This is a genomic window from Meridianimarinicoccus aquatilis, assembly GCF_004358675.1.
Taxonomy (GTDB): Bacteria; Pseudomonadota; Alphaproteobacteria; order Rhodobacterales; family Rhodobacteraceae; genus Meridianimarinicoccus; species Meridianimarinicoccus aquatilis.
On sequence record NZ_SMZO01000001.1, the window covers coordinates 40919 to 60509 of the forward strand.

21 protein-coding genes, 1 tRNA gene and 1 riboswitch are annotated in these 19591 nt (G+C 59.9%); of the genes, 16 read left to right on the forward strand and 6 right to left on the reverse strand.

Annotated elements, in window-relative coordinates; genetic code table 11:
• Positions 1 to 100 precede the first annotated feature (100 nt).
• A tRNA-Lys gene (locus E2L05_RS00215) sits at positions 101 to 176 on the reverse strand.
• Between the two features lie 107 nt (positions 177 to 283).
• Between E2L05_RS00215 and dapF the strand changes: the two genes are divergently transcribed.
• From dapF to E2L05_RS00240, 5 genes are all read left to right on the forward strand, one after another.
• The gene (gene dapF, locus E2L05_RS00220; RefSeq protein WP_133340880.1) at positions 284 to 1123 is read left to right on the forward strand and encodes a diaminopimelate epimerase; all 840 of its coding nucleotides are present in this window, start codon (positions 284 to 286) and stop codon (positions 1121 to 1123) included.
• A complete protein-coding gene (gene mtaB / locus E2L05_RS00225; protein WP_133340881.1) occupies positions 1120 to 2376 on the forward strand; it encodes a tRNA (N(6)-L-threonylcarbamoyladenosine(37)-C(2))-methylthiotransferase MtaB in 1257 nt (418 codons plus the stop codon). Before dapF ends, mtaB begins: the two co-directional genes overlap by 4 nt.
• Positions 2377 to 2437: 61 nt before the next feature.
• A complete protein-coding gene (locus E2L05_RS00230; protein WP_133340882.1) occupies positions 2438 to 3028 on the forward strand; it encodes a hypothetical protein in 591 nt (196 codons plus the stop codon).
• 91 nt (positions 3029 to 3119) lie between these two features.
• Positions 3120 to 3398 carry a hypothetical protein gene (locus E2L05_RS00235; protein WP_133341000.1) on the forward strand — a complete coding sequence of 93 codons (279 nt, stop codon included), beginning with the start codon at positions 3120 to 3122 and terminating at the stop codon, positions 3396 to 3398.
• A 3-nt stretch (positions 3399 to 3401) separates the two neighbouring features.
• Positions 3402 to 4013, forward strand: a complete 612-nt coding sequence (locus E2L05_RS00240) for a glutathione S-transferase (protein WP_133340883.1) — start codon at positions 3402 to 3404, stop codon at positions 4011 to 4013.
• 76 nt (positions 4014 to 4089) lie between these two features.
• Here the strand turns inward: E2L05_RS00240 and E2L05_RS00245 are convergent, their stop codons facing one another.
• A complete protein-coding gene (locus E2L05_RS00245) occupies positions 4090 to 4752 on the reverse strand; it encodes an outer membrane protein (RefSeq protein WP_133340884.1) in 663 nt (220 codons plus the stop codon).
• Between the two features lie 324 nt (positions 4753 to 5076).
• Between E2L05_RS00245 and petA the strand changes: the two genes are divergently transcribed.
• From petA to aroC, 4 genes are all read left to right on the forward strand, one after another.
• Positions 5077 to 5640: a ubiquinol-cytochrome c reductase iron-sulfur subunit gene (gene petA / locus E2L05_RS00250; protein ID WP_133340885.1), complete on the forward strand. Its 564-nt coding sequence runs from the start codon at positions 5077 to 5079 to the stop codon at positions 5638 to 5640.
• Positions 5641 to 5652: 12 nt separating this feature from the next.
• Complete coding sequence (locus E2L05_RS00255) at positions 5653 to 7068, forward strand: cytochrome b (RefSeq protein ID WP_133340886.1); 1416 nt, start codon at positions 5653 to 5655, stop codon at positions 7066 to 7068.
• Positions 7069 to 7085: 17 nt separating this feature from the next.
• On the forward strand, positions 7086 to 7871 hold the full coding sequence (locus E2L05_RS00260) for a cytochrome c1 (RefSeq protein ID WP_133340887.1): 786 nt from the start codon (positions 7086 to 7088) through the stop codon (positions 7869 to 7871).
• 205 nt (positions 7872 to 8076) lie between these two features.
• On the forward strand, positions 8077 to 9189 hold the full coding sequence (aroC, locus tag E2L05_RS00265; RefSeq protein WP_133340888.1) for a chorismate synthase: 1113 nt from the start codon (positions 8077 to 8079) through the stop codon (positions 9187 to 9189).
• A gap of 37 nt (positions 9190 to 9226) precedes the next feature.
• Here the strand turns inward: aroC and E2L05_RS00270 are convergent, their stop codons facing one another.
• From E2L05_RS00270 to E2L05_RS00280, 3 genes are all read right to left on the reverse strand, one after another.
• Positions 9227 to 10105 (reverse strand): DMT family transporter, encoded by an 879-nt coding sequence (locus tag E2L05_RS00270; protein WP_133340889.1) that lies wholly within the window; start codon positions 10103 to 10105, stop codon positions 9227 to 9229.
• A 74-nt stretch (positions 10106 to 10179) separates the two neighbouring features.
• Complete coding sequence (locus tag E2L05_RS00275) at positions 10180 to 10467, reverse strand: HU family DNA-binding protein (protein WP_133340890.1); 288 nt, start codon at positions 10465 to 10467, stop codon at positions 10180 to 10182.
• Between the two features lie 119 nt (positions 10468 to 10586).
• Positions 10587 to 12053: an AMP nucleosidase gene (locus tag E2L05_RS00280; protein ID WP_133340891.1), complete on the reverse strand. Its 1467-nt coding sequence runs from the start codon at positions 12051 to 12053 to the stop codon at positions 10587 to 10589.
• Positions 12054 to 12547: 494 nt separating this feature from the next.
• A riboswitch (TPP riboswitch) is annotated at positions 12548 to 12639 on the forward strand.
• A 44-nt stretch (positions 12640 to 12683) separates the two neighbouring features.
• Between E2L05_RS00280 and thiM the strand changes: the two genes are divergently transcribed.
• Genes thiM through E2L05_RS00315 form a run of 7 tightly spaced genes read left to right on the forward strand, consistent with a single transcriptional unit; the run spans position 12684 to position 18050 of the window.
• A complete protein-coding gene (gene thiM, locus E2L05_RS00285; protein WP_133340892.1) occupies positions 12684 to 13481 on the forward strand; it encodes a hydroxyethylthiazole kinase in 798 nt (265 codons plus the stop codon).
• 1 nt (position 13482) lies between these two features.
• Positions 13483 to 14118, forward strand: coding sequence for a thiamine phosphate synthase (gene thiE, locus E2L05_RS00290; protein WP_133340893.1), 636 nt, complete (start codon positions 13483 to 13485; stop codon positions 14116 to 14118).
• Entirely contained in the window at positions 14115 to 14921 is an 807-nt protein-coding gene (gene thiD / locus E2L05_RS00295) for a bifunctional hydroxymethylpyrimidine kinase/phosphomethylpyrimidine kinase (protein WP_133340894.1), read from the forward strand. Before thiE ends, thiD begins: the two co-directional genes overlap by 4 nt.
• Before the next feature lie 15 nt (positions 14922 to 14936).
• Positions 14937 to 15878 (forward strand): ABC transporter substrate-binding protein, encoded by a 942-nt coding sequence (locus tag E2L05_RS00300; protein ID WP_133340895.1) that lies wholly within the window; start codon positions 14937 to 14939, stop codon positions 15876 to 15878.
• On the forward strand, positions 15875 to 16555 hold the full coding sequence (gene tenA / locus E2L05_RS00305) for a thiaminase II (protein ID WP_133340896.1): 681 nt from the start codon (positions 15875 to 15877) through the stop codon (positions 16553 to 16555). Before E2L05_RS00300 ends, tenA begins: the two co-directional genes overlap by 4 nt.
• Positions 16552 to 17313 (forward strand): ABC transporter ATP-binding protein, encoded by a 762-nt coding sequence (locus E2L05_RS00310; protein WP_133340897.1) that lies wholly within the window; start codon positions 16552 to 16554, stop codon positions 17311 to 17313. Before tenA ends, E2L05_RS00310 begins: the two co-directional genes overlap by 4 nt.
• Complete coding sequence (locus E2L05_RS00315) at positions 17313 to 18050, forward strand: ABC transporter permease (RefSeq protein WP_133341001.1); 738 nt, start codon at positions 17313 to 17315, stop codon at positions 18048 to 18050. Before E2L05_RS00310 ends, E2L05_RS00315 begins: the two co-directional genes overlap by 1 nt.
• 41 nt (positions 18051 to 18091) lie before the next feature.
• Here E2L05_RS00315 and E2L05_RS00320 read toward each other — a convergent pair whose 3' ends face one another.
• Entirely contained in the window at positions 18092 to 19504 is a 1413-nt protein-coding gene (locus tag E2L05_RS00320; RefSeq protein WP_133340898.1) for a mechanosensitive ion channel family protein, read from the reverse strand.
• Positions 19505 to 19591 lie beyond the last annotated feature (87 nt).

The window sequence follows — 19591 nt, forward strand, 5'->3', positions numbered from 1 at the left end:
TATGAGGGAAATCAAAGAGAATCTTCAGTCCAAAGCTTACCTAGCGCTTACCCGCTAAGGGTAGCACTGGGATCGAAATCCTGTAAGTCTTTGATAACAGTGGTGAGCCGTGCAGGATTCGAACCTGCGACCCACTGATTAAAAGTCAGTTGCTCTACCAACTGAGCTAACGGCCCACTAGAAGCCGTCGTCTACAAACCCACCGCAGGAGGGTCAAGGGGCTTTGCGCAAGTTTTTCCGCGCAGGCTGGATTCTCTTTCAACAGAGGTCTATACGCCGCGAAATGAACAGTGCTGTTTCCGACCAAACGCTGCCCTTTGTGAAAATGCACGGGCTGGGCAATGACTTCGTGATCGTAGAATCGCGGGGACCGGAACGGCGTGTGTCGCCGCAGCTGGCACGCGCGCTTGGCGACCGCAATTTCGGCGTCGGTTTTGATCAGCTTGCAGAACTGCGCGACAGCGACCGCGCCGATCTGAGGCTGGAGTTCTGGAATTCTGATGGGACCTTGTCGGGCGCCTGCGGCAACGCCACCCGCTGCGTCGCAGCGCGAGAGATGAACCGCACCGGCCAAGATAGCCTGACGATTGAAACAGCCCATAGCGTTTTACTCGCGGTGCGTTGCCCCGATGGCCGGGTGAGCGTCAACATGGGCCAGCCGCAGCGCGCGTGGCAGGATATTCCGCTGGCGCGTGACGTGGATACGCTGGCGCTTCCTCTGGAAGGGCATCCGGCTGCCATTGGCATGGGCAATCCACATTGCATTCGCGTTGTAAATGACGTGACCACAGTCGCCCTGACCGAGCTTGGCCCGCGAATCGAGCACGATCCGCTTTTTCCGCAGCGCACCAACGTTGAGTTCGTGGAGATCCGTTCAGATGGCACGCTGCGGCTGCGCGTTTGGGAACGGGGCGCAGGCGTGACGCTGGCATGTGGGTCCGGGGCCTGCGCCACGGCCGTTGCCACGCATCTTCTGGGCCTCACCCCGCGCGCCGTCGACATCGAGATGGACGGCGGCTGGCTGTCCATTGACTGGCGCGAGGATGGCGTCTGGATGACCGGCCCGACCGCCCATGTCTTTGACGGGACACTCAACGCCGATTGGCTGCAGGCCGCCCAATGACCGCGCCCGTCTTCACCACCCATGGCTGCCGCTTGAACGCTTATGAAACCGAAGCGATGAAGGCGATGGCGGATGACGCCGGGCTGACCGGCGCCGTCATCATCAATACGTGCGCTGTTACGGCCGAAGCGGTGCGCAAGGCGCGCCAAGACATCCGCCGTGCCCGCCGCGAAAACCCTGATGCGCGTATCATCGTCACGGGTTGCGCCGCGCAGACCGACCCCGAGAGCTTTGCCGCAATGGCAGAGGTGTATCAGGTCATAGGCAATTCGGAAAAGATGGCGCCGGGAACCTGGGAGGGGCTCGCCGGACGGGACTGGATCGGGCAGACTGAAAAGATACAAGTCGATGACATCATGTCGGTGCGCGAAACGGCTGGGCATCTAATCGACGGGTTCGGCACCCGGTCACGGGCCTATGTCCAAGTTCAGAACGGATGCGATCATCGCTGCACATTTTGCATCATTCCATTCGGGCGCGGCAATTCACGGTCGGTGCCTGCTGGCGTCGTGGTGGACCAGATCAAGCGGTTGGTGCAGCGCGGCTACAACGAGGTGGTTCTGACCGGGGTTGATTTGACCAGTTGGGGAGCCGACCTGCCAGCAACCCCGCGCCTTGGCGATCTGGTCCGGCGCATTCTCACGCTTGTGCCGGACCTGCCGCGCCTGCGGATCAGTTCGATCGACAGTATCGAAGCCGATCCCGCCCTGATGGAGGCGATTGCGACCGAACCACGCCTGATGCCGCATTTGCACCTGAGCCTGCAGGCCGGGGACAACATGATTCTCAAGCGCATGAAACGGCGTCATCTGCGCGATGATGCCATCGCGTTTTGCGAAGAGGCGCGCGCGCTGAGGCCCGACATGACCTTTGGCGCGGACCTGATCGCAGGGTTCCCGACCGAGACCGAGGCGATGTTCGACAACTCGCTTCGCTTGGTTGAGGAGTGCCACCTGACATGGCTGCACGTCTTTCCCTATTCCCCGCGCCCCGGCACGCCGGCCGCGAAGATGCCGCAAGTCGGCGGGGTCGCCATAAAGGACCGCGCCGCCCGTCTGCGCGCTGCAGGAACCGCAGCGGTGGCGGCACATTTGGCCGCGCAGGTCGGCCGCACCCATGACATTTTGATGGAAGCCCCAACGTTGGGCCGTACCCGCCAGTTCGCCGAGGTCAGTTTCAACACGCCCCAACCCGAGGGCCAGATCGTCACAGCGCGGATTGCGGGCCATGATGGGGCGCGGCTCGCGGCCTGACCATGTTGACCTTGCGGCAATAAGCTGCGAGCATTCCCTTTTGGAATGAAGGGATTTTATCATGTCTGCCACGATTTTGCGCCTTATCGCAGCGGCAAGTTTGGCCATATCGGCAGGTCAGGGCATCGCGTCAACGCTCCCCACCCTGCCCGGCTACATCACAGATGTCGGCGTCTCGCCATCCTACCCAGGTGACAGTTTCAACTGGCCCGCCCCGGCATTGGCCTATCATTGGCTAGTGGATGTTGATGGTGTGACCTCGGTTCCCACGACGGTCATTGATTTCACCGTGACAAATTTCTTCCCCATCGCCCAACCCGTCACCACCTTTCAGGTCTTTGGCCAATGCACCGGGCCCGACGCGCCGTGGCGACCGGATTTCACGCTTGCTATCGACGGTGCGCCCACGCCCTGGACATGGGTCGAAAGCGATGTCTGCCTTTATCACAACTTGTTGAATTTTGCCCTCTCCCCAGGCGACACGCGCTTCACCGTAACGCTGAACAGCCCAATTGGCGCTCCCGGCCAAACGGTTGATGTGCGATTTGGCCACATCCTTCCAGCGATCCCATTGCCTGCCAGCCTGCTGTTGAGCCTATCGGGATTGGCGGCACTTTGCGGTCTGCGTAGCACCGTGGGCAGGTCCGCCTGACACGCGCATCCCTAACGGCATCGTGTGGCGTGCGCCCTTGCCAGACCCGCGCGCGCCTGATTACCTGAACGTGAGCAATACGGAGCATCTTATGGCCTTGCCTCTCGTTCCCACAGCGCTGACTGCCGCGCGCTATGCTGCTGTCGGCATTGCGGCTTATTCAGTGTGGCGCGCCCAGACCCAGCCCCGCCGCGACCAACGTGCCGAAGACGTCTTGGATGACCTTCCAGAAGGGACCACGTTTCAGCACGATGCAGAAGGCGCCCATGGCACGGTTCGCTGGAAGCGCACGGTCCGCGCCATGAAAAATGGACCTGGGTTTGAAATCGACCTGACCGCCCTTGGCCGCCTTCGCGTGCGGAAAGTGTAGTCCATGCGCCTGCACTATTCCGAGACGTCGCCATATGTTCGCAAGGTGCGCGTACTTCTGGCCGAAACCGACCAAACCGATGATGTCACGCTGGTGAAGGCGGCCGGAACGCCCCTTGATCCGTCGGGAATGCCCTTGGCGCAAAACCCGTTGGGAAAGATACCCACGCTGGAGCGCGACGATGGTCCGGCGCTTTATGACAGCCGGGTGATTTGCCAATATCTTGCACACCGCGCCGGCAGCACATTTTATCCAGAAGCGCCGCGCCTGTGGGACGTTCTGACGCTTGAGGCAACCGCCGACGGAATCCTCGATGCGGCGATAGCGATGGTTTACGAACATCGACTTCGGCCCGCTGAGTTGGTCAGCCCCGACCTAGTGGAAGGCTATTGGCGGAAAGTGTCGCGCGCCATTTCTGCGTTAGAGGATCGTTGGCTCGGATATCTGTCTGGGCCTTTGGACATGGGCCATGTCGCGGTTGGTGTCGCGCTGTCTTATGTTGATTTTCGCCACACGGCGCGAGACTGGCGCACGAATGCACCCGGACTGGCAGCGTGGCACGCGGCGTTTGATGCGCGCCCATCAATGCAAAGTACAGTGCCCCCGACTGGCTAACTGAAACAGGCGAGCACATACACGAAACGCCGGACCCGTCGGGCACCGGCGTTTTGTTCTTTCGATGTTCTGAAATTCAGAAATTCAGGCTGACGCCAAGGTTCAACGCATTGGTGACGATGTTCGTTTCCAACGTCCCGCCGCTCGCCAGATCTGCCTTGTTCTGGGAATAGCTGCCTTTGTATTCTCCGAATACAGACCACCGATCGCTGAGCGGATAGCTGGCACCGGCGACCCACTGAACCGCCGCGCCGGTGTACTGGTACTCAAAGGTTTTTCCGCCCGATGTCTGAACATCCACGTGCGGAACGGCGATGCCAACGCCGCCACCCACATAGGGCGTGAAACTGGTCGGAGTGCCGGGAAAACGGCGAAACACGTTGACCGTCACAAGGTTCAGGCCATCCGTGAATTCCAGACGGTTGAACCCGTTCTTGGCCAGCGTTTCGTCATCTGCATAGACTTTGGCGTGGTTGAATTCCAAAGCAAACCCCAGCGTGTCAGATTGCCACCACGTGCCGCGAAAGCCGTAATAAGGCGGCATTTCGCCCGACTTTCCTTCCCAGCCAGCGGTGAAGTCGAACGCACCAACCCCGCCAGGATCGTTGCCTTTGACCACGCTGTGGGGGGAAGTTTGCCAGCCTGTGTACACGCTGAGTTCGAATTCAGCAGCAGCAGGCACCGCCATAAGGCCAAGCGCGGCGGCAAGGGCAAGGGTACAAGCGCGAAAACGGAACATCAGACAGGCCTTTCGATTCGTCAGCTACAGCAAGGATACTCCCTCGCTTTGTGTTTTGGCTACTCCTTGAAACAGACGCATTCAAGATCTGTGCTGCACCGCCGCATGGGTCTGGCCGATCTGCCACACTTTCCAGCAAGCTTGGACGCGAACACCAATTTTATCCCCAAAAACGCAAAATACTGCGGCATTTCGCCTGTCATGTGCGCGATTGTCTGCTGGACGGTTCAGGGCGTGCGGTCTAGTTACCTCTAATGGCGGCTGCCTGTTCTGCGCGGCCACGGCCCGCATTGGCCCAGCCAGCGAAAAGATGGAGAGTTTTCAGTGTCACACACCGAAGATCACGAAGGAACCCGCCGGGACTTCCTGTTTTATGCCACAGCCGGGGCGGGCACCGTCGCAACAGGTGCCGCGGTCTGGCCTCTTGTCAATCAGATGAACCCGTCTGCAGATGTGCAGGCGTTGTCGTCGATTGTCGTCGATATCAGCGGCGTCTCCGAAGGCACGCAGATTACGGTCAAATGGCTTGGTAAGCCGGTGTTCATTCGCCGCCGTACCGCCGACGAGATCGAAAGCGCTCGCGAAACGCCGCTTAGCGATCTGCCAGACCAGAATGCGCGCAACGCGAACATCGCGGCGGATGCAGACGCAAGTGACCAGAACCGCGCCCTCGACGAGAGCGAGGAATGGTTGGTCATGATGGGTGTCTGCACCCACTTGGGCTGCGTCCCGCTTGGCGACGGTGCCGGCGACTTCGGCGGTTGGTTCTGCCCCTGCCACGGGTCGCACTACGATGCCGCTGGCCGGATCCGCAAAGGCCCCGCGCCAGAGAACCTGCCGATCCCGATTGCGTCGTTCCTCGACGATTCAACCATTCAACTCGGTTAAGGGAGAGACCGAATGTCCGGAATTCCTCACGACCACTATGAACCCAAGACGGGTGCCGAAAAGTGGCTGGATCGGCGTTTGCCGATTGTCGGCCTTTTGCACTCTACAATTACAATCCCCACGCCCAAGAACCTCAACTGGATGTGGATCTGGGGCATTGTCCTGACCTTCACACTGGCGTTGCAGATTGCCACCGGCATCGTGCTGGTGATGCACTACACGCCTTCCGCCGATGCGGCCTTCGCCAGCGTTGAGCACATCATGCGGAACGTGAATGGCGGGCACATGCTGCGCTATCTGCACTCGAACGGCGCGTCGCTGTTCTTTGTTGCTGTCTATCTGCACATTTTCCGTGGTCTCTTTTATGGTTCCTACAAGGCACCGCGCGAAGTGACATGGATCATCGGCATGCTCATCTATCTGCTGATGATGGGCACGGCGTTTATGGGCTACGTTCTGCCTTGGGGTCAGATGTCCTTCTGGGGTGCGACCGTGATCACCGGCCTGTTTGGCGCGATCCCGTTCATCGGCGAAGCGATCCAGACTTGGTTGCTTGGTGGGCCAGCTGTGGACAACGCAACGCTCAACCGCTTCTTCTCGCTGCACTATCTGTTCCCGTTCGTTATTGCGGGCCTCGTGATCGTGCACATCTGGGCTTTCCACACGACAGGCAACAACAACCCGACAGGTGTTGAAGTGCGTCGCACATCCAAAGCCGAAGCGGAAAAAGACACCCTGCCGTTCTGGCCCTACTTCGTCATCAAGGACCTGTTCGCCCTGGCGTTAATTCTGGTGGTATTCTTCGCCATCGTTGGCTTCATGCCGAACTACCTTGGCCACCCCGACAACTACATCGAAGCCAACGCGCTTTCGACACCCGCGCACATCGTGCCTGAGTGGTACTTCCTGCCATTCTACGCCATCTTGCGCGCCTTTGACGGTGACGTATGGGTTGTGCAGATTGCCCAGTTCATCAGCTTCGGCATCATTGACGCCAAGTTCTTCGGTGTTCTGGCAATGTTCGGTGCGATTGCGGTCATGGCGCTGGCGCCTTGGCTCGACACCTCGTCTGTACGGTCGGGTCGCTATCGTCCGATGTTCAAGTGGTGGTTCTATCTGCTGTGCGTCGACTTTATGGTTCTGATGTGGGTTGGCGCGATGCCTGCCGAAGGCATCTATCCATATATAGCCCTACTGGGGTCGGCCTATTGGTTTGGCTACTTCCTCGTCATCCTGCCACTGCTCGGCGTGATCGAGAAGCCACTGCCACAATCGGCCTATTGGTTTGGCTACTTCCTCGTCATCCTGCCACTGCTCGGCGTGATCGAGAAGCCACTGCCACAAGTCGAAACCATCGAAGAAGATTTCAACGCCCATTATGGCAAGTCCGACGACGCTTCTGGCACCGTCGCGACACCGGCCGAGTGAAAGGGGCAGAGGTAAACATGTTCAAGACACTCACCCTCGCAGCAACCACCGCGTTCGCCTTGACAGGCGGCGCGGCCCTGGCCGCGGGCGGCGAAGGCCACATCCATGATGTGAACTTCTCCTTCGAAGGTCCGTTCGGTAAATTCGATGAGGCGCAGCTTCAGCGCGGCCTGCAGGTTTACACCGAAGTCTGCTCAGCCTGCCACGGCATGAAGTTCGTTCCGATCCGGTCTATCGGTGAAGAAGGCGGCCCTAACATTCCTGAAGACCAGGTTCGCGCATATGCGGAATTCTGGGAAGTCTGGGATCCGGAAATCATGGACTATCGGACTGCAAAGCCGACAGACCATTTCCCGCCTTCGTCCTTGGAAAACGCACCTGACCTGAGCCTTATGGCAAAGGCACGTGCGGGCTTTCACGGCCCCTATGGCACAGGTTTGAGCCAACTGTTCAACGGCATCGGCGGACCAGAGTACATCACCTCCCTCCTCACCGGCTACACCGGCGAAGAGAAAGAGGAAGCCGGTGTTGTTCTGTATGAAAACACTGCTTTCCCAGGTGGGTGGATTGCCATGGCACCGCCAATCGGTGACGAGTACGTGGAATATGCAGATGGCCATCCCAACGACGCTGAATCCATCTCCGAAGACGTTGCCGCATTCCTGATGTGGACAGCGGAGCCGAAGATGATGGCGCGCAAAGAAGCCGGTCTGACCGCGTTTCTTTTCCTCACCGTCCTGACTGTTCTGCTATACCTGACGAACAAGCGGATTTGGGCGCCGGTAAAGAAGAAAAAAGCGTAAGCAAGACATCCGACGCTTCGCACCTAAACGGAGCCGAAACTCTTACTCAAGAATTCGCGCCTCAGGCCTGCGTCGGACTTACCTTCATAAAACGCGCCCTTTGGGGCGCGTTTTCCGTTTGTCGGCTGTCACGGTTGAGGCTTGAGCCCTCTGCCCGCGCCCGCTACATCCCCTGATAACACTTTCAAGACGGAGCCCGCGCCTCATGAGCCTGAACATTTTTGGCCACCTGTTCCGCGTCACCACATGGGGCGAAAGCCACGGACCCGCTCTTGGCGCGACTGTGGACGGATGCCCTCCGGGTATTCCGATCGACGCCGCCGACCTCCAACACTGGCTGGACCGCCGCAAGCCAGGTCAGAACAAATACACAACCCAGCGCCGGGAAGCCGATGAAGTCGAGATACTTTCCGGTGTCTACGAGGGTCAAACCACCGGCACACCGATTCAACTCATGATCCGAAACACGGATCAGAGATCGAAAGACTATGGTGACATTGCCGAGAAATTTCGGCCCGGGCATGCCGACATCACTTATTGGCAAAAATACGGGATTCGCGACCCGCGCGGGGGCGGCCGTTCATCGGCACGCGAGACAGCAGCACGCGTCGCAGCCGGGGGCATCGCTCGCAAGGCATTGTCTACACTTATGCCAAATGTGGAAATCAGCGGATACATGGTGCAGATTGGGCCCCACGCCATCGACCGGGCACGTTTTGATGCCGCCGAAATTGACCGCAATCCATTCTGGGTTCCAGACGCACAAGCCGCAACCGAGTGGGCCGCGTATCTTGATGGACTCCGTAAATCAGGCGATAGCGTCGGGGCCGTGATCGAAGTGACAGCGCGCGGCGTCCCTGCGGGCCTTGGTGCCCCGATTTACGCCAAGCTCGATACAGATCTGGCGGCAGCGATGATGTCGATCAATGCCGTAAAGGGCGTGGAAATCGGCGACGGCATGGCAGCGGCTGTTCTGACTGGCTCTGCCAACGCGGACGAGATCACACTGGGCGCAGATGGCGCGCCTGTTTATGGATCCAACCATGCAGGCGGGATTCTGGGGGGCATTTCCACCGGACAAGAGATCGTGGTGCGCTTTGCCGTGAAGCCCACATCATCGATCCTGACCCCCCGTGCGACAATCACCAAGTCGGGTGAACCTGCCCAGATCATCACAAAAGGCCGCCACGATCCTTGCGTCGGTATACGTGCTGTCCCTGTCGGAGAGGCGATGATGGCCTGCGTTCTTCTTGACCAGCTCTTGCTGCATCGCGGTCAGGTCGGAGATGGACCGCGCGGGCACATAGGCCCGGTCTGACGCGCAGCGCAGCCAGCGCGCCCTGCCCCCCGACCGGTCACGACGGGGGCGAAGGCACAGTTTTGGACAACTGCACGGCCAGAATACCCAATGTTACGATCACGACGCCCACGACATCGAGCAGGTGCACCTGCTCGCCCAGAATCATGAACGCAATTGCCACGCCAAAGACCGGGTTGAGGAAGTGAAAGGTTGCGGCCCGCGTGGGGCCAATCCTGTTCACCAGCACGAACCAGATCAACGTGGCCGCAAGGCCCGGAACCAGAAGCGTATAGGCAAAGGCGGCCAGCAGGCTTGGTGTGATCGTGAAAGGGGCGATCCCGGTGAACGCCACAGCCACCATCAAGCCCGCACTGCCGACCAGCATTTGTAGCCCAACGATCATTACGACATTGCCGCCCGAAGACGCGCCGCGCACCGACAGGGTCGCGGCCGTCAGTGCCAGAACCCCAACCAGACAAAGGCCCAGTCCAAAAAGATCAGCCCCCCCAGACACCCGCGTGCCCATGATCAGGACCACGCCACTCAACCCGGCCAGCAAGCCCGCCACCGCCTGTGGGCGCAACCGTTCGCCTTTTCCCAACCAACCGGCCAGAGCCACCAATAGCGGCATTGACGAGGCTATGATGGCTGCAAAGGACGCTTCAAGCGTCTGCATGGCGACAAAGAACAAACCAAGGTACAACGCGTTCTGGCAAATGCCGAAAACAATCGTGGCCCGCCACTGCGCCCGCGTCAGGTGCCAGCTTTGCCCAAGCGCCCGTGCGATGATGACCGCCAAAAGCCCCGACAGGAAGAACCGCAGTGCAAGCGCGGGCAGCGCGGGCGCCTGCGCGACAATGACCCGCGCAGATGTAAAGGCCGAGGACCACATAAAGGCAAAGGCCAGCCCCATTGCGACGGCTTTGTAGTCCATTGTCACACTCCAACAAAAAAGGCCGCGTCCTGCGCGACCTTTCTCATACTGAATCGGCGGATGCCAGAACGACCTCAGTCGTTCACGCTATCCTTAAGGGCCTTCGCAACGGTGATCTTGACCACCTTGTCGGCCTCTTTCTTGATCTGCTCGCCGGTGGCTGGGTTGCGCACCATCCGCTCGGGACGTTCCCGGCAGTAGAACTTGCCGACACCTGGCAGGGTCACCGCACCGCCCTGTGCAACTTCACGCGTGATCAATGATGTGATCGCGTCGAGTGCAGCACCAGCGGTCTTTTTGTCCGCGTCCATTTCTTCGGCGATTGCGGTAACCAGTTGGGCCTTTGTCATCGGCTTGCTCATTCGAGTCTCCATGCCTGTTTGTTTCGTATCGCCACACTTTAGCGGCAGAAGATTCGCGGACACAACGACTGTTCCTTTTTTTATTGGGGATAAGCGCAAAAAATCGGGTTTTCTGGTCGCTAAAGGAACGCTGTCTCTTCAAATGAACGCAACTTTCGGGAGTGAATCCGGTCTAGCGGCATTTCGCGCAAAAGCTCCATCGCGCGTATACCTATTTCCAAATGGCGCGAAACCTGTGTGCGATAGAAATCGCTGGCCATTCCGGGCAGTTTCAATTCACCGTGGAGTGGCTTATCTGAAACGCACAAAAGCGTCCCATAAGGCACCCTGAACCGGAACCCGTTTGCCGCGATTGTTGCGCTTTCCATGTCGAGGGCAATCGCCCTGCTTTGGCTCAAACGGTGCACCGGCCCGGAGTGATCGCGCAATTCCCAGTTGCGGTTGTCGATGGTCGCCACGGTGCCGGTCCGCATGATCCGCTTTAACTCATACCCCTGAAGTTGCGTGATTTGTTCCACCGCATCTTCCAGAGCGATCTGGATTTCTGCCAAGGGTGGAATGGGAACCCAAACCGGCAAATCCTCGTCCAGGACGTGATCTTCGCGAAGATAGGCATGAGCAAGGACAAAATCGCCAAGACGTTGCGAATTGCGCAGGCCAGCGCAGTGCCCGACCATCAGCCAGGCGTGGGGCCGCAGGACGGCGATATGATCTGTCGCGGTCTTCGCATTGCTTGGCCCGACCCCAATATTGACCAACGTGATCCCCGCGTTCTTGCCGCGCTTCAGGTGGTATGTCGGCATCTGCGGCAGCTTTGCCGGAGCAGCCAGCGGCATGTCAGGTGCGGTGATCTCCACATTGCCGGGGCCAACGAACGATGTGTAACCGCTCTCTGGATCAGCCAGCATCCGGCGCGCGAACGCCTCGAATTCTTCCACATAGAACTGGTAGTTGGTGAACAAAACGTGGTTTTGAAAATGCTCTGCTTCCGTTGCGGTATAGTGCGACAGGCGGGCGAGCGAATAATCCACACGCTGCGCACTGAACAATGCTAACGGGAACCTTCCATCTGGTCCTTCGCCCGATGCGCCGTTGACGATATCATCGTTGGTGGTTTTCAGATCGGGCACATCAAACGCGTCGCGCAGGGCAAATTTCAGTGCATGATCATGCGGGACCGCCTGCCCCGCCATGGCAAAGTGCAACGGCATGGGCGTCTCCGATGGGCCCACGGTTACTGCGACGCCGTGATTTTTCTGAACAAGTCCGATTTGTTGAATGAAGTAGTGATGAAACAAGTCGGGCCGGGTGATTGTCGTGGCATATTCGCCCGGATGCACAACGTGTCCAAAGCTCAGCCGATTGTCCACCGGGGCAAAGCTGGACATCGACAATCGGATCTCGGGGTAAAACGCACGATAGCGTCCCTCGGGACGACCTGACTGAATTGACTTGGTAAACCCGTCTGACAAAAACGTCTGCGCTGTTTCGTACAAGGAATGCAGATACGCTACCGCTTCGGCAGCGTCGGTGAACTGCCGCGCGGGTTGAATTGGCGGTGTCAGCAGCGGCAGCGTGTCAGTCATGAAAAAGGGCCCCTTGTTGTTTGTTGATCGAAACAGGCCACAGCGGGCAGCCCACCGCAAGGCCCTTTGGCCGACGGCACCGCCTTGGGAACAGCGAAAAATATGCAAAACAGTCTCATGCATACTCTCCGTTAACTTTGTTGTTCTATCGCTGAGATGGCCAAAAGGCAGGCGGGGAAAACGCCCCGCCACGGCGCAAAAGGCGCCACTATACGGGTAAATCCCCAACACTGCGCGGCGGCGGCCAAAACGGTCGTCGCACGCACCCGCCACGGGAACGGCGTGTCCTTGTGACTGCGCAGGACGCAAGTCTTGGTCCGGGTTTGCCAAGACGCTTCCGGATGGCACTTTGCCAATGGCGTGCGTCCTAAGGGCACTGCACTGCCTTGATGCAACCAAACACACCGCTCCCCGCCGAACTTCCCCCCGACGAACTTCGTCTTCGGACACGAAATTTCGCGCGTGACAGGACTGCTGGGCTGTGATCTATCCCTTTCTCAAGACAGGGGCGCCCCGACGGGGCTGAGAAGTACCCTTTGAACCTGACCCGGTTTGTCCCGGCGGAGGAAGTCTTGTGTGGTTTCGGCACCTGCCGCACCGCCCGGCTTCTCCGAATATTGGAGGCCCGACATGACCCTTTCCACATCACCCGCAACCGCTTTGCAAACTATGCGCGCCGGAACGCCCTTGGTTCATTGCATCACGAACTATGTCGCAATGAACATCGCAGCCAACGTGCTTTTGGCCGCCGGTGCATCGCCCGCGATGCTGCACACCCCAGAGGAGTCAGCCGATTTCGCCGCGATTGCCGGTGCGCTGACCATCAATTTCGGGACCCTCTCGCCAAATTGGGTGGATGGCATGCACAAGGCGATTGACGGTGCGCAGGCGGCGGGCAAGCCTTGGGTGTTCGACCCGGTGGCCCATTATGCGTCACCTTGGCGGTCTGGCATTGCGCGTGATCTGCTGGCCCGCAACCCGACGATTTTGCGCGCGAACGCATCCGAAGTGCTGGCTCTCGGCGGCGGCGAGACGGCCAGCAAGGGCCCTGATGCCGGGGATGAAGTCGTTGCAGCCGAAGCCACGGCACGCGCCTTGGCCAAAGATCTGGGCGGCGTTGTCGCCGTCACTGGCGCGGTAGATTTCGTCACCGATGGCACACGCGCGGTGCGCATCGCGGGCGGGTCGCCCTTGATGCCACTGGTCACGGCGATGGGCTGTTCGCTCACCTGTCTTGTCGGGGCCTATGCCGCTGTTCTGGATGATCCGTTCGACGCCACCGTCGGAGCGTTGGCGTTGTTCGCCAAAGCGGGTGACATGGCGAAGGACGGCGCAGCGGGACCAGCCAGCTTCCAGGTTGCCTTTGTTGATGCGCTTTACAATTTGCAACCGGCCGCGCTTGAAACGGTTGCGCTTTCGGACGCCTGATATGCGCAGCTTGCCCGATCTGTCAGTCTATCTTGTGCTGGACCCTGACCTGTGCGCCCTGCGCGGCATGGTCGAAACCGCGCGTCTCGCGGTCGCGGGCGGCGCGGGTGTGGTCCAGTTGCGCCACAAGACGGCAGGCACCCCCGCCATGATCGAAACGGGCCGCGCCTTGATGGACGCGCTGCACGGCACAGGTGCAATGCTCATCGTCAATGACGACGTCGAGGCCGCGCGCGCCCTGGGGGCCGGGCTGCACGTGGGGCAAGGTGACTTGTCCGCCGCCAAGGCACGGGCGGTCATCGGCCCAGATGCAATTCTTGGCGTTTCGGTTGAAACAGAAGATGCGGCAGGGGCCATTGACCCCGCTGTGGTCGATTATGTCGGCGCAGGCCCGGTGTTTGCGACACCGACCAAGCTTGATCACAAGGCGCCCGTGGGCTGGGATGGGCTCGCCCGCCTGATCGCCGCAGCACCGGTTCCCGCAGTCGCCATTGGCGGCATCAAGACCAACCATGTTGCGCTGGCGCATGCGGCTGGCAGCGTCGGTGTTGCTGTGGTTTCCGCCATTTGTGGCCAGCCCGACCCAAAAGCAGCCGCAGCCGAGTTGCGCGCCCAATTTGAAAGGGGCCACGCATGATCCGCAATGTTCTCTCCATAGCAGGGTCTGATCCCTCGGGCGGTGCGGGAATTCAGGCTGACCTGAAAGCCTTTTCCGCTCGCGGAGTATTCGGCATGGCCGCGCTCACGGCATTGACCGCGCAAAACACCACCGGCGTGACGGGCGTGCATGCAGTGCCGCCAGAATTCGTGGCCGAGCAGATTGCCGCCGTCTTTGCCGATATTCGTGTCGATGCCGTCAAGATCGGTATGATCGCCAATGCGGAAATCGCAAGCGCAGTAGCGGATGCCCTGCGCCCACATCTTGGCATCGCGATCGTCCTCGACCCCGTGATGGTGGCAAAAGGCGGCGCCCCACTTTTACCCGGCGATGCGGTTGCTGCCCTGCGGGATCACCTGCTGCCAATCGCCACTCACCTGACGCCAAACCTGCCAGAAGCCGCCGTGCTGCTTGGCGCGACCGAGGCGACAGATCGCGACATGATGCAAGTACAGGCTGCGGCCCTTACCGCGCTTGGCCCCCCTGCCGTTCTGCTCAAGGGCGGGCATCTGTCAGGCGATGACAGCCCCGATGTTCTGGTGATCGAAGACGATGCCTTTTGGTTTACAGGCCCGCGCCACGCCACCACCAACACCCATGGCACCGGCTGCACCTTGTCTGCCGCCCTTGCGGCCGAGTTGGCCAAAGGCCTGTCCGACACAGACGCCGTTGCCGCCGCCAAGACCTATGTCGCCGGCGCCGTTGCTGCAGCCGACGAACTTTCGGTTGGTCATGGCCACGGCCCGACACACCATTTTCACGCGCTTTGGCGCGACGCCTGACAAAGGATGCCCTTCATGAAACCTTCTGCTCTTGTTCTATCACTCGTGTCGTTGCTGGCTGGCCCTGCCGCCGCGCAGGATGAAATGACCCTCATCCTTGATTGGTTCGTGAACCCCGATCACGCACCGATCATCGTTGCGCAGGAACGTGGCTATTTCGCGGATCAAGGCTTGGAGGTGGCGATCATTCCACCCGCCGATCCCGCCGACCCGCCCAAGATGGTCGCCGCAGGTCGCGCCGATCTTGCCGTGTCTTATCAGCCGCAACTGCATCTTCAGGTGGCCGAAGGGCTTCCGCTGGTACGAGTCGGCACGCTCGTCGCAACGCCGCTGAACTGCCTGCTGGTTCTAGAAGATGGCCCGATCAAAACACTGGCCGACCTGAAAGGGCGCAAAGTGGGCTTCTCGGTCGCCGGGGTTGAAGAGGCGCTTCTTTCCGCTCTCTTGGCTCAGGAAGGGTTGACGATGAACGACATCACGCTGGTAAACGTCAACTGGTCGCTGTCGCCTGCGCTGATGGCAGGGCAGGTTGATGCCGTGCTGGGCGCATTTCGGAACTTTGAGCTGAACCAGATGGACATCGAAAATGTGCCCGGCACCTGCTTCTACCTCGAAGAAAACGGCATCCCGGCCTATGATGAACTGATCTATGTCGCCAACCCCGACACCATGGACGCAGACAAAATCCGGCGGTTTCTGGCGGCCACGGAACTGGCCACACAATACATTGTCAACAACCCGGACGCCGCATGGGAGGTGTTTTCCGGCACAGCCCGTGAACTGCAGGACGAGTTGAACACGCGGGCGTGGGCCGATACTTGGCCGCGCCTTTCGCTGACCCCAGCCGGGCTGGATTCAGGCCGCTATGCCAAGTTCGAAGCATTCCTGCATGAGGCAGGTCTAATCAATAATATCCGCCCGGTCAGTGATCTCGCCATTGATCTTGGCGCCCAATGATCCCCGACTATGGACGCGCCTTTGCCCTCTGGCGCAGCGCGGCGGGCCAAGAATGGGATGCATATGTCGCGCATCCCTTTGTGGATGGGTTGGGTGACGGCACCCTTCCCCGTTCCGCCTTTTTGCACTACCTGGCGCAGGATTATGTGTTCCTGATCCATTTTGCGCGCGCTTGGGCGTTGGCTGTGGTCAAATCTGAGACTCTGGCCGAAATGAATGCAGCCTCAGCGACCGTTCAAGCCCTTTTGGGCGAAGAAATGGCCCTGCACCGCCAAATCTGCGCGCGCGAAGGGATCGATGCGACCGCGCTTGAGGCAATCGTCGAAGCGCCCGAGAACCTGGCCTATACGCGCTATGTGATTGAAGCTGGGCTTGCCGGCGATTTGTGCGACCTTCTGGCAGCACTGGCACCCTGCGTGCTCGGCTATGGCGAGATCGGCGCACGGCTCAAGGTCGCAGGGCCCGCCGCACCTTATTTGGAGTGGGTCGAAACCTATGGCGGCGAAGAGTATCAGGAGCTGTGCCGGGATGTCGGCGCATTGATCGATGGGGCGCTTGACCGGCGGATTGGCACAGATCACGCGGCCTCCCCCCGGTGGGGCCGCTTGTCGGAACGGTTCACGACAGCCGTGCGGCTTGAGGCAGGGTTCTGGCAGATGGGCTGGGCCGCCAAGTGACCTACGGCGCGGCAGAGACCAAGCGCGCACGCGGGTCTGCGCCGGGGCTTACTCTGACCGGTGATGTACGATTTGGCACCGTGCCTTTGCTGGAAGAGGTCACACTTGACTTGGTTCCCGGCGGGTGGACTTGCCTGCTTGGTCCCTCCGGCGCTGGAAAATCGACGTTGTTGCGCCTGATTGCAGGGCTGGACACAGGATCCCAATTCGATGGGTCGATCGCGGCCAGTGACGGCCAAGACGTGGAGGGGCGCGTGGCGTATATGGCGCAGGATGATCTTTTGCTGCCATGGCTCGATCTGCGCGGCAACGTCGCGGTGGGCGCACGGCTGCGCGGCGAGCGCCCTGATCAGGTACGCATCGACCGATTGATCGACCGGTTGGGTTTGGCCCAGCACGCCACCAAACGGCCATCCAAATTGTCAGGCGGACAACGGCAACGCGCCGCGATTGCCCGAACCCTCATGGAAGACAAAGACTACGTTCTGCTCGACGAACCGTTTTCGGCGCTCGACGCACGCAACCGGGCCGACATGCAAGACCTTGCCGCAGCACAACTGGCCGGGCGCACTGTGTTACTTGTAACCCACGACCCTATGGAAGCCGCACGCCTGGGTCACAAAGTATACCTTATGGAAGGCACGCGCCTTCACCTGCTGCCCAAACCGAGTGGCCCGCCACCAATCCGCCCGGCCGATGATCCTGACACATTGGCCTATGGCGCAGCGCTTCTGGCGCGGCTGAGGGCACCGGAATGATGACACGTATCGGAACGGGGGCGGTGGTGACGTGCGTCTTGCTCGGTTTGTGGCAGGCGCTGGTGACATTCGCGGGACTGCCGCCTTTCATCCTGCCCGGCCCCCTGCGTGTGGCCGGCGCGCTGTGGGACAATGCCGCGCTTATCGGCTGGCACGCCGCCGTAACCTTCACCGAGGTGATCGCAGGGCTTATTCTGGGCGCAATTCTCGGCGCGGCGACGGCCCTGCACATGGCGACATCGCCCTTTGCGCGCCATTTCCTGCGCCCGGTGCTGGTTTTGACACAGGCACTGCCGGTGTTTGCGCTCGCGCCTATTCTGACGCTGTGGCTTGGGTATGGGATCGGCTCCAAGATACTGATGGCGGTCCTGATCATCTATTTCCCCGTCGCATCGGCCTTTTATGATGGGCTGATGGGCACACCGCGCGGGTGGCTTGACCTTGCCAAATCGATGCAGGCCACACCGCGTCAGGTGCTGTGGCGCGTGCGTATGCCTGCCGCCCTGCCCTCGCTTGCGTCAGGGTTGCGACTCGCGGCTGTCTATGCGCCCATCGGGGCGATCATTGGGGAATGGGTCGGAGCAAGCCAAGGGCTTGGCTACCTGATGCTTCTTGCAAACGGGCGGGCCAAGATAGACCTGATGTTCGCCGCGCTCGCGGTTCTGGCTGTGCTCACTTTGATTTTGCACCGTGTTGTAGGTGCTGGGTGTGATCGGCTTACAGCGCGGATCACATAAAGGGGAAACCGGGCGCCAAAGCGCCCGGCCCCAACATTCGATCAGTCGCGCCCGTCGCCGCTGTCGGCATCGGCGCCGTCATCCCCGGTACCAAAGTCAGGCGCGCCCTTGGGGCGACCAATCCCATCACCGCTGGCCTCTGGACCAGTCAGGGTCGCTGCCGCAGCAGCGTTACGCACATGCAGGTGCATGTCGGTCTGAGGATACGGGATGGAGATGCCGGCCGCGTCAAATGCTTCTTTTACCTGCCGGGTCAGATCCCAATAGATCGACCAGTAATCCGCGCTACGGGCCCATGGGCGGCAGATGAAGTCGACCGAACTTGCACCAAGAGCGTTGACCCGAATGACCGGTTCTGGATCAGAAAGAACCAAAGGATGGGCATGCACGACCTCTTCAAGGATGCGCTGCGCATCCGCGATGCTGTCTTCATAGCTGATGCCAAACACCAAATCGACGCGCCGCGTGGTGGATGCAGTCACGTTGGTGATCACGTCGCCCCAAACCTTGGAGTTCGGAATCACGATGACTTGGTTGTCCGGGGTGGTGACCGTCGTCGACACGACAGAAACCGATTTGACCGTACCGCCCGTACCAGCGACTGTCACATAGTCGCCTTCGTCAAATGGTCGGTTGAACATGATCATCAGGCCGGCCGCAAGATTGCCAAGTGTGTCTTGGAACGCGAAGGCGACAATGAAGGACAAACCACCGACAAGAGCGAAGACCGGGGTGATGTCGATGCCCAGCATGGACAAAACAATCATCAGACCAAAAGCCATGGTGATCCAGTACACGACCAGCGACAGAAATGCCTGCAACAGCTTGGAGAGGTTGCGCACTTTGCCAAACCCGCGGCGTGCAAAACCGCGCACTGTCTTCGCTACGATCAGCAACCCGAGGAACGCTGCCACGACTGTTCCGACTTGAATACCCAGTTGAATACCGCCGTCCCGCTGTGTGGCCCAGCGAAGGGCTTGCGTGGCCAGGGTTTGAAGGTCGGCGTTTTGCTTTTCTTCGACGATAATGGCCGTACGGTAGGCGCGGAACTGATCGACCGTCGCTTCATCGCCACCCTTTTTTTGGTAGCCATCCACGACCAACGAATACCGCGCAAATCCGCGTTGGCGTTCATCGGACAATTCCTCCACACGCGTACGCAGCGCATCGGGAGCATTGTCACCTGCGTTCAAAACCGCGATCTGCGCATCCGCAACGGCTTGTGTCTGGGTTTGAACAATTCCAAGCCACTCCTGCGCGAGGGCTTCAAGTTGATCCACCGTGAGCGGGATCAAACGCAGTTTCATTTCTTCGATAGACAGCCCTGTGTCTGTCAAAACAGCCGGAAATGTCGGCCCTTCTTCTGCAGCGGGTTCTGCCGCGTCCTGAGCCTGCAGGGGCATTGCAAGGACAAGCCCCAACACCAGCAGCAAAGCAGTTACAATGTTCTTCATGAATGTGCTTCCTTGGTTAGATGCGGTCCATCTTCAGATGCGCTGATACTATTTGGCCAAAAAAAACCCTCGCCCTGTGAGGGGCAA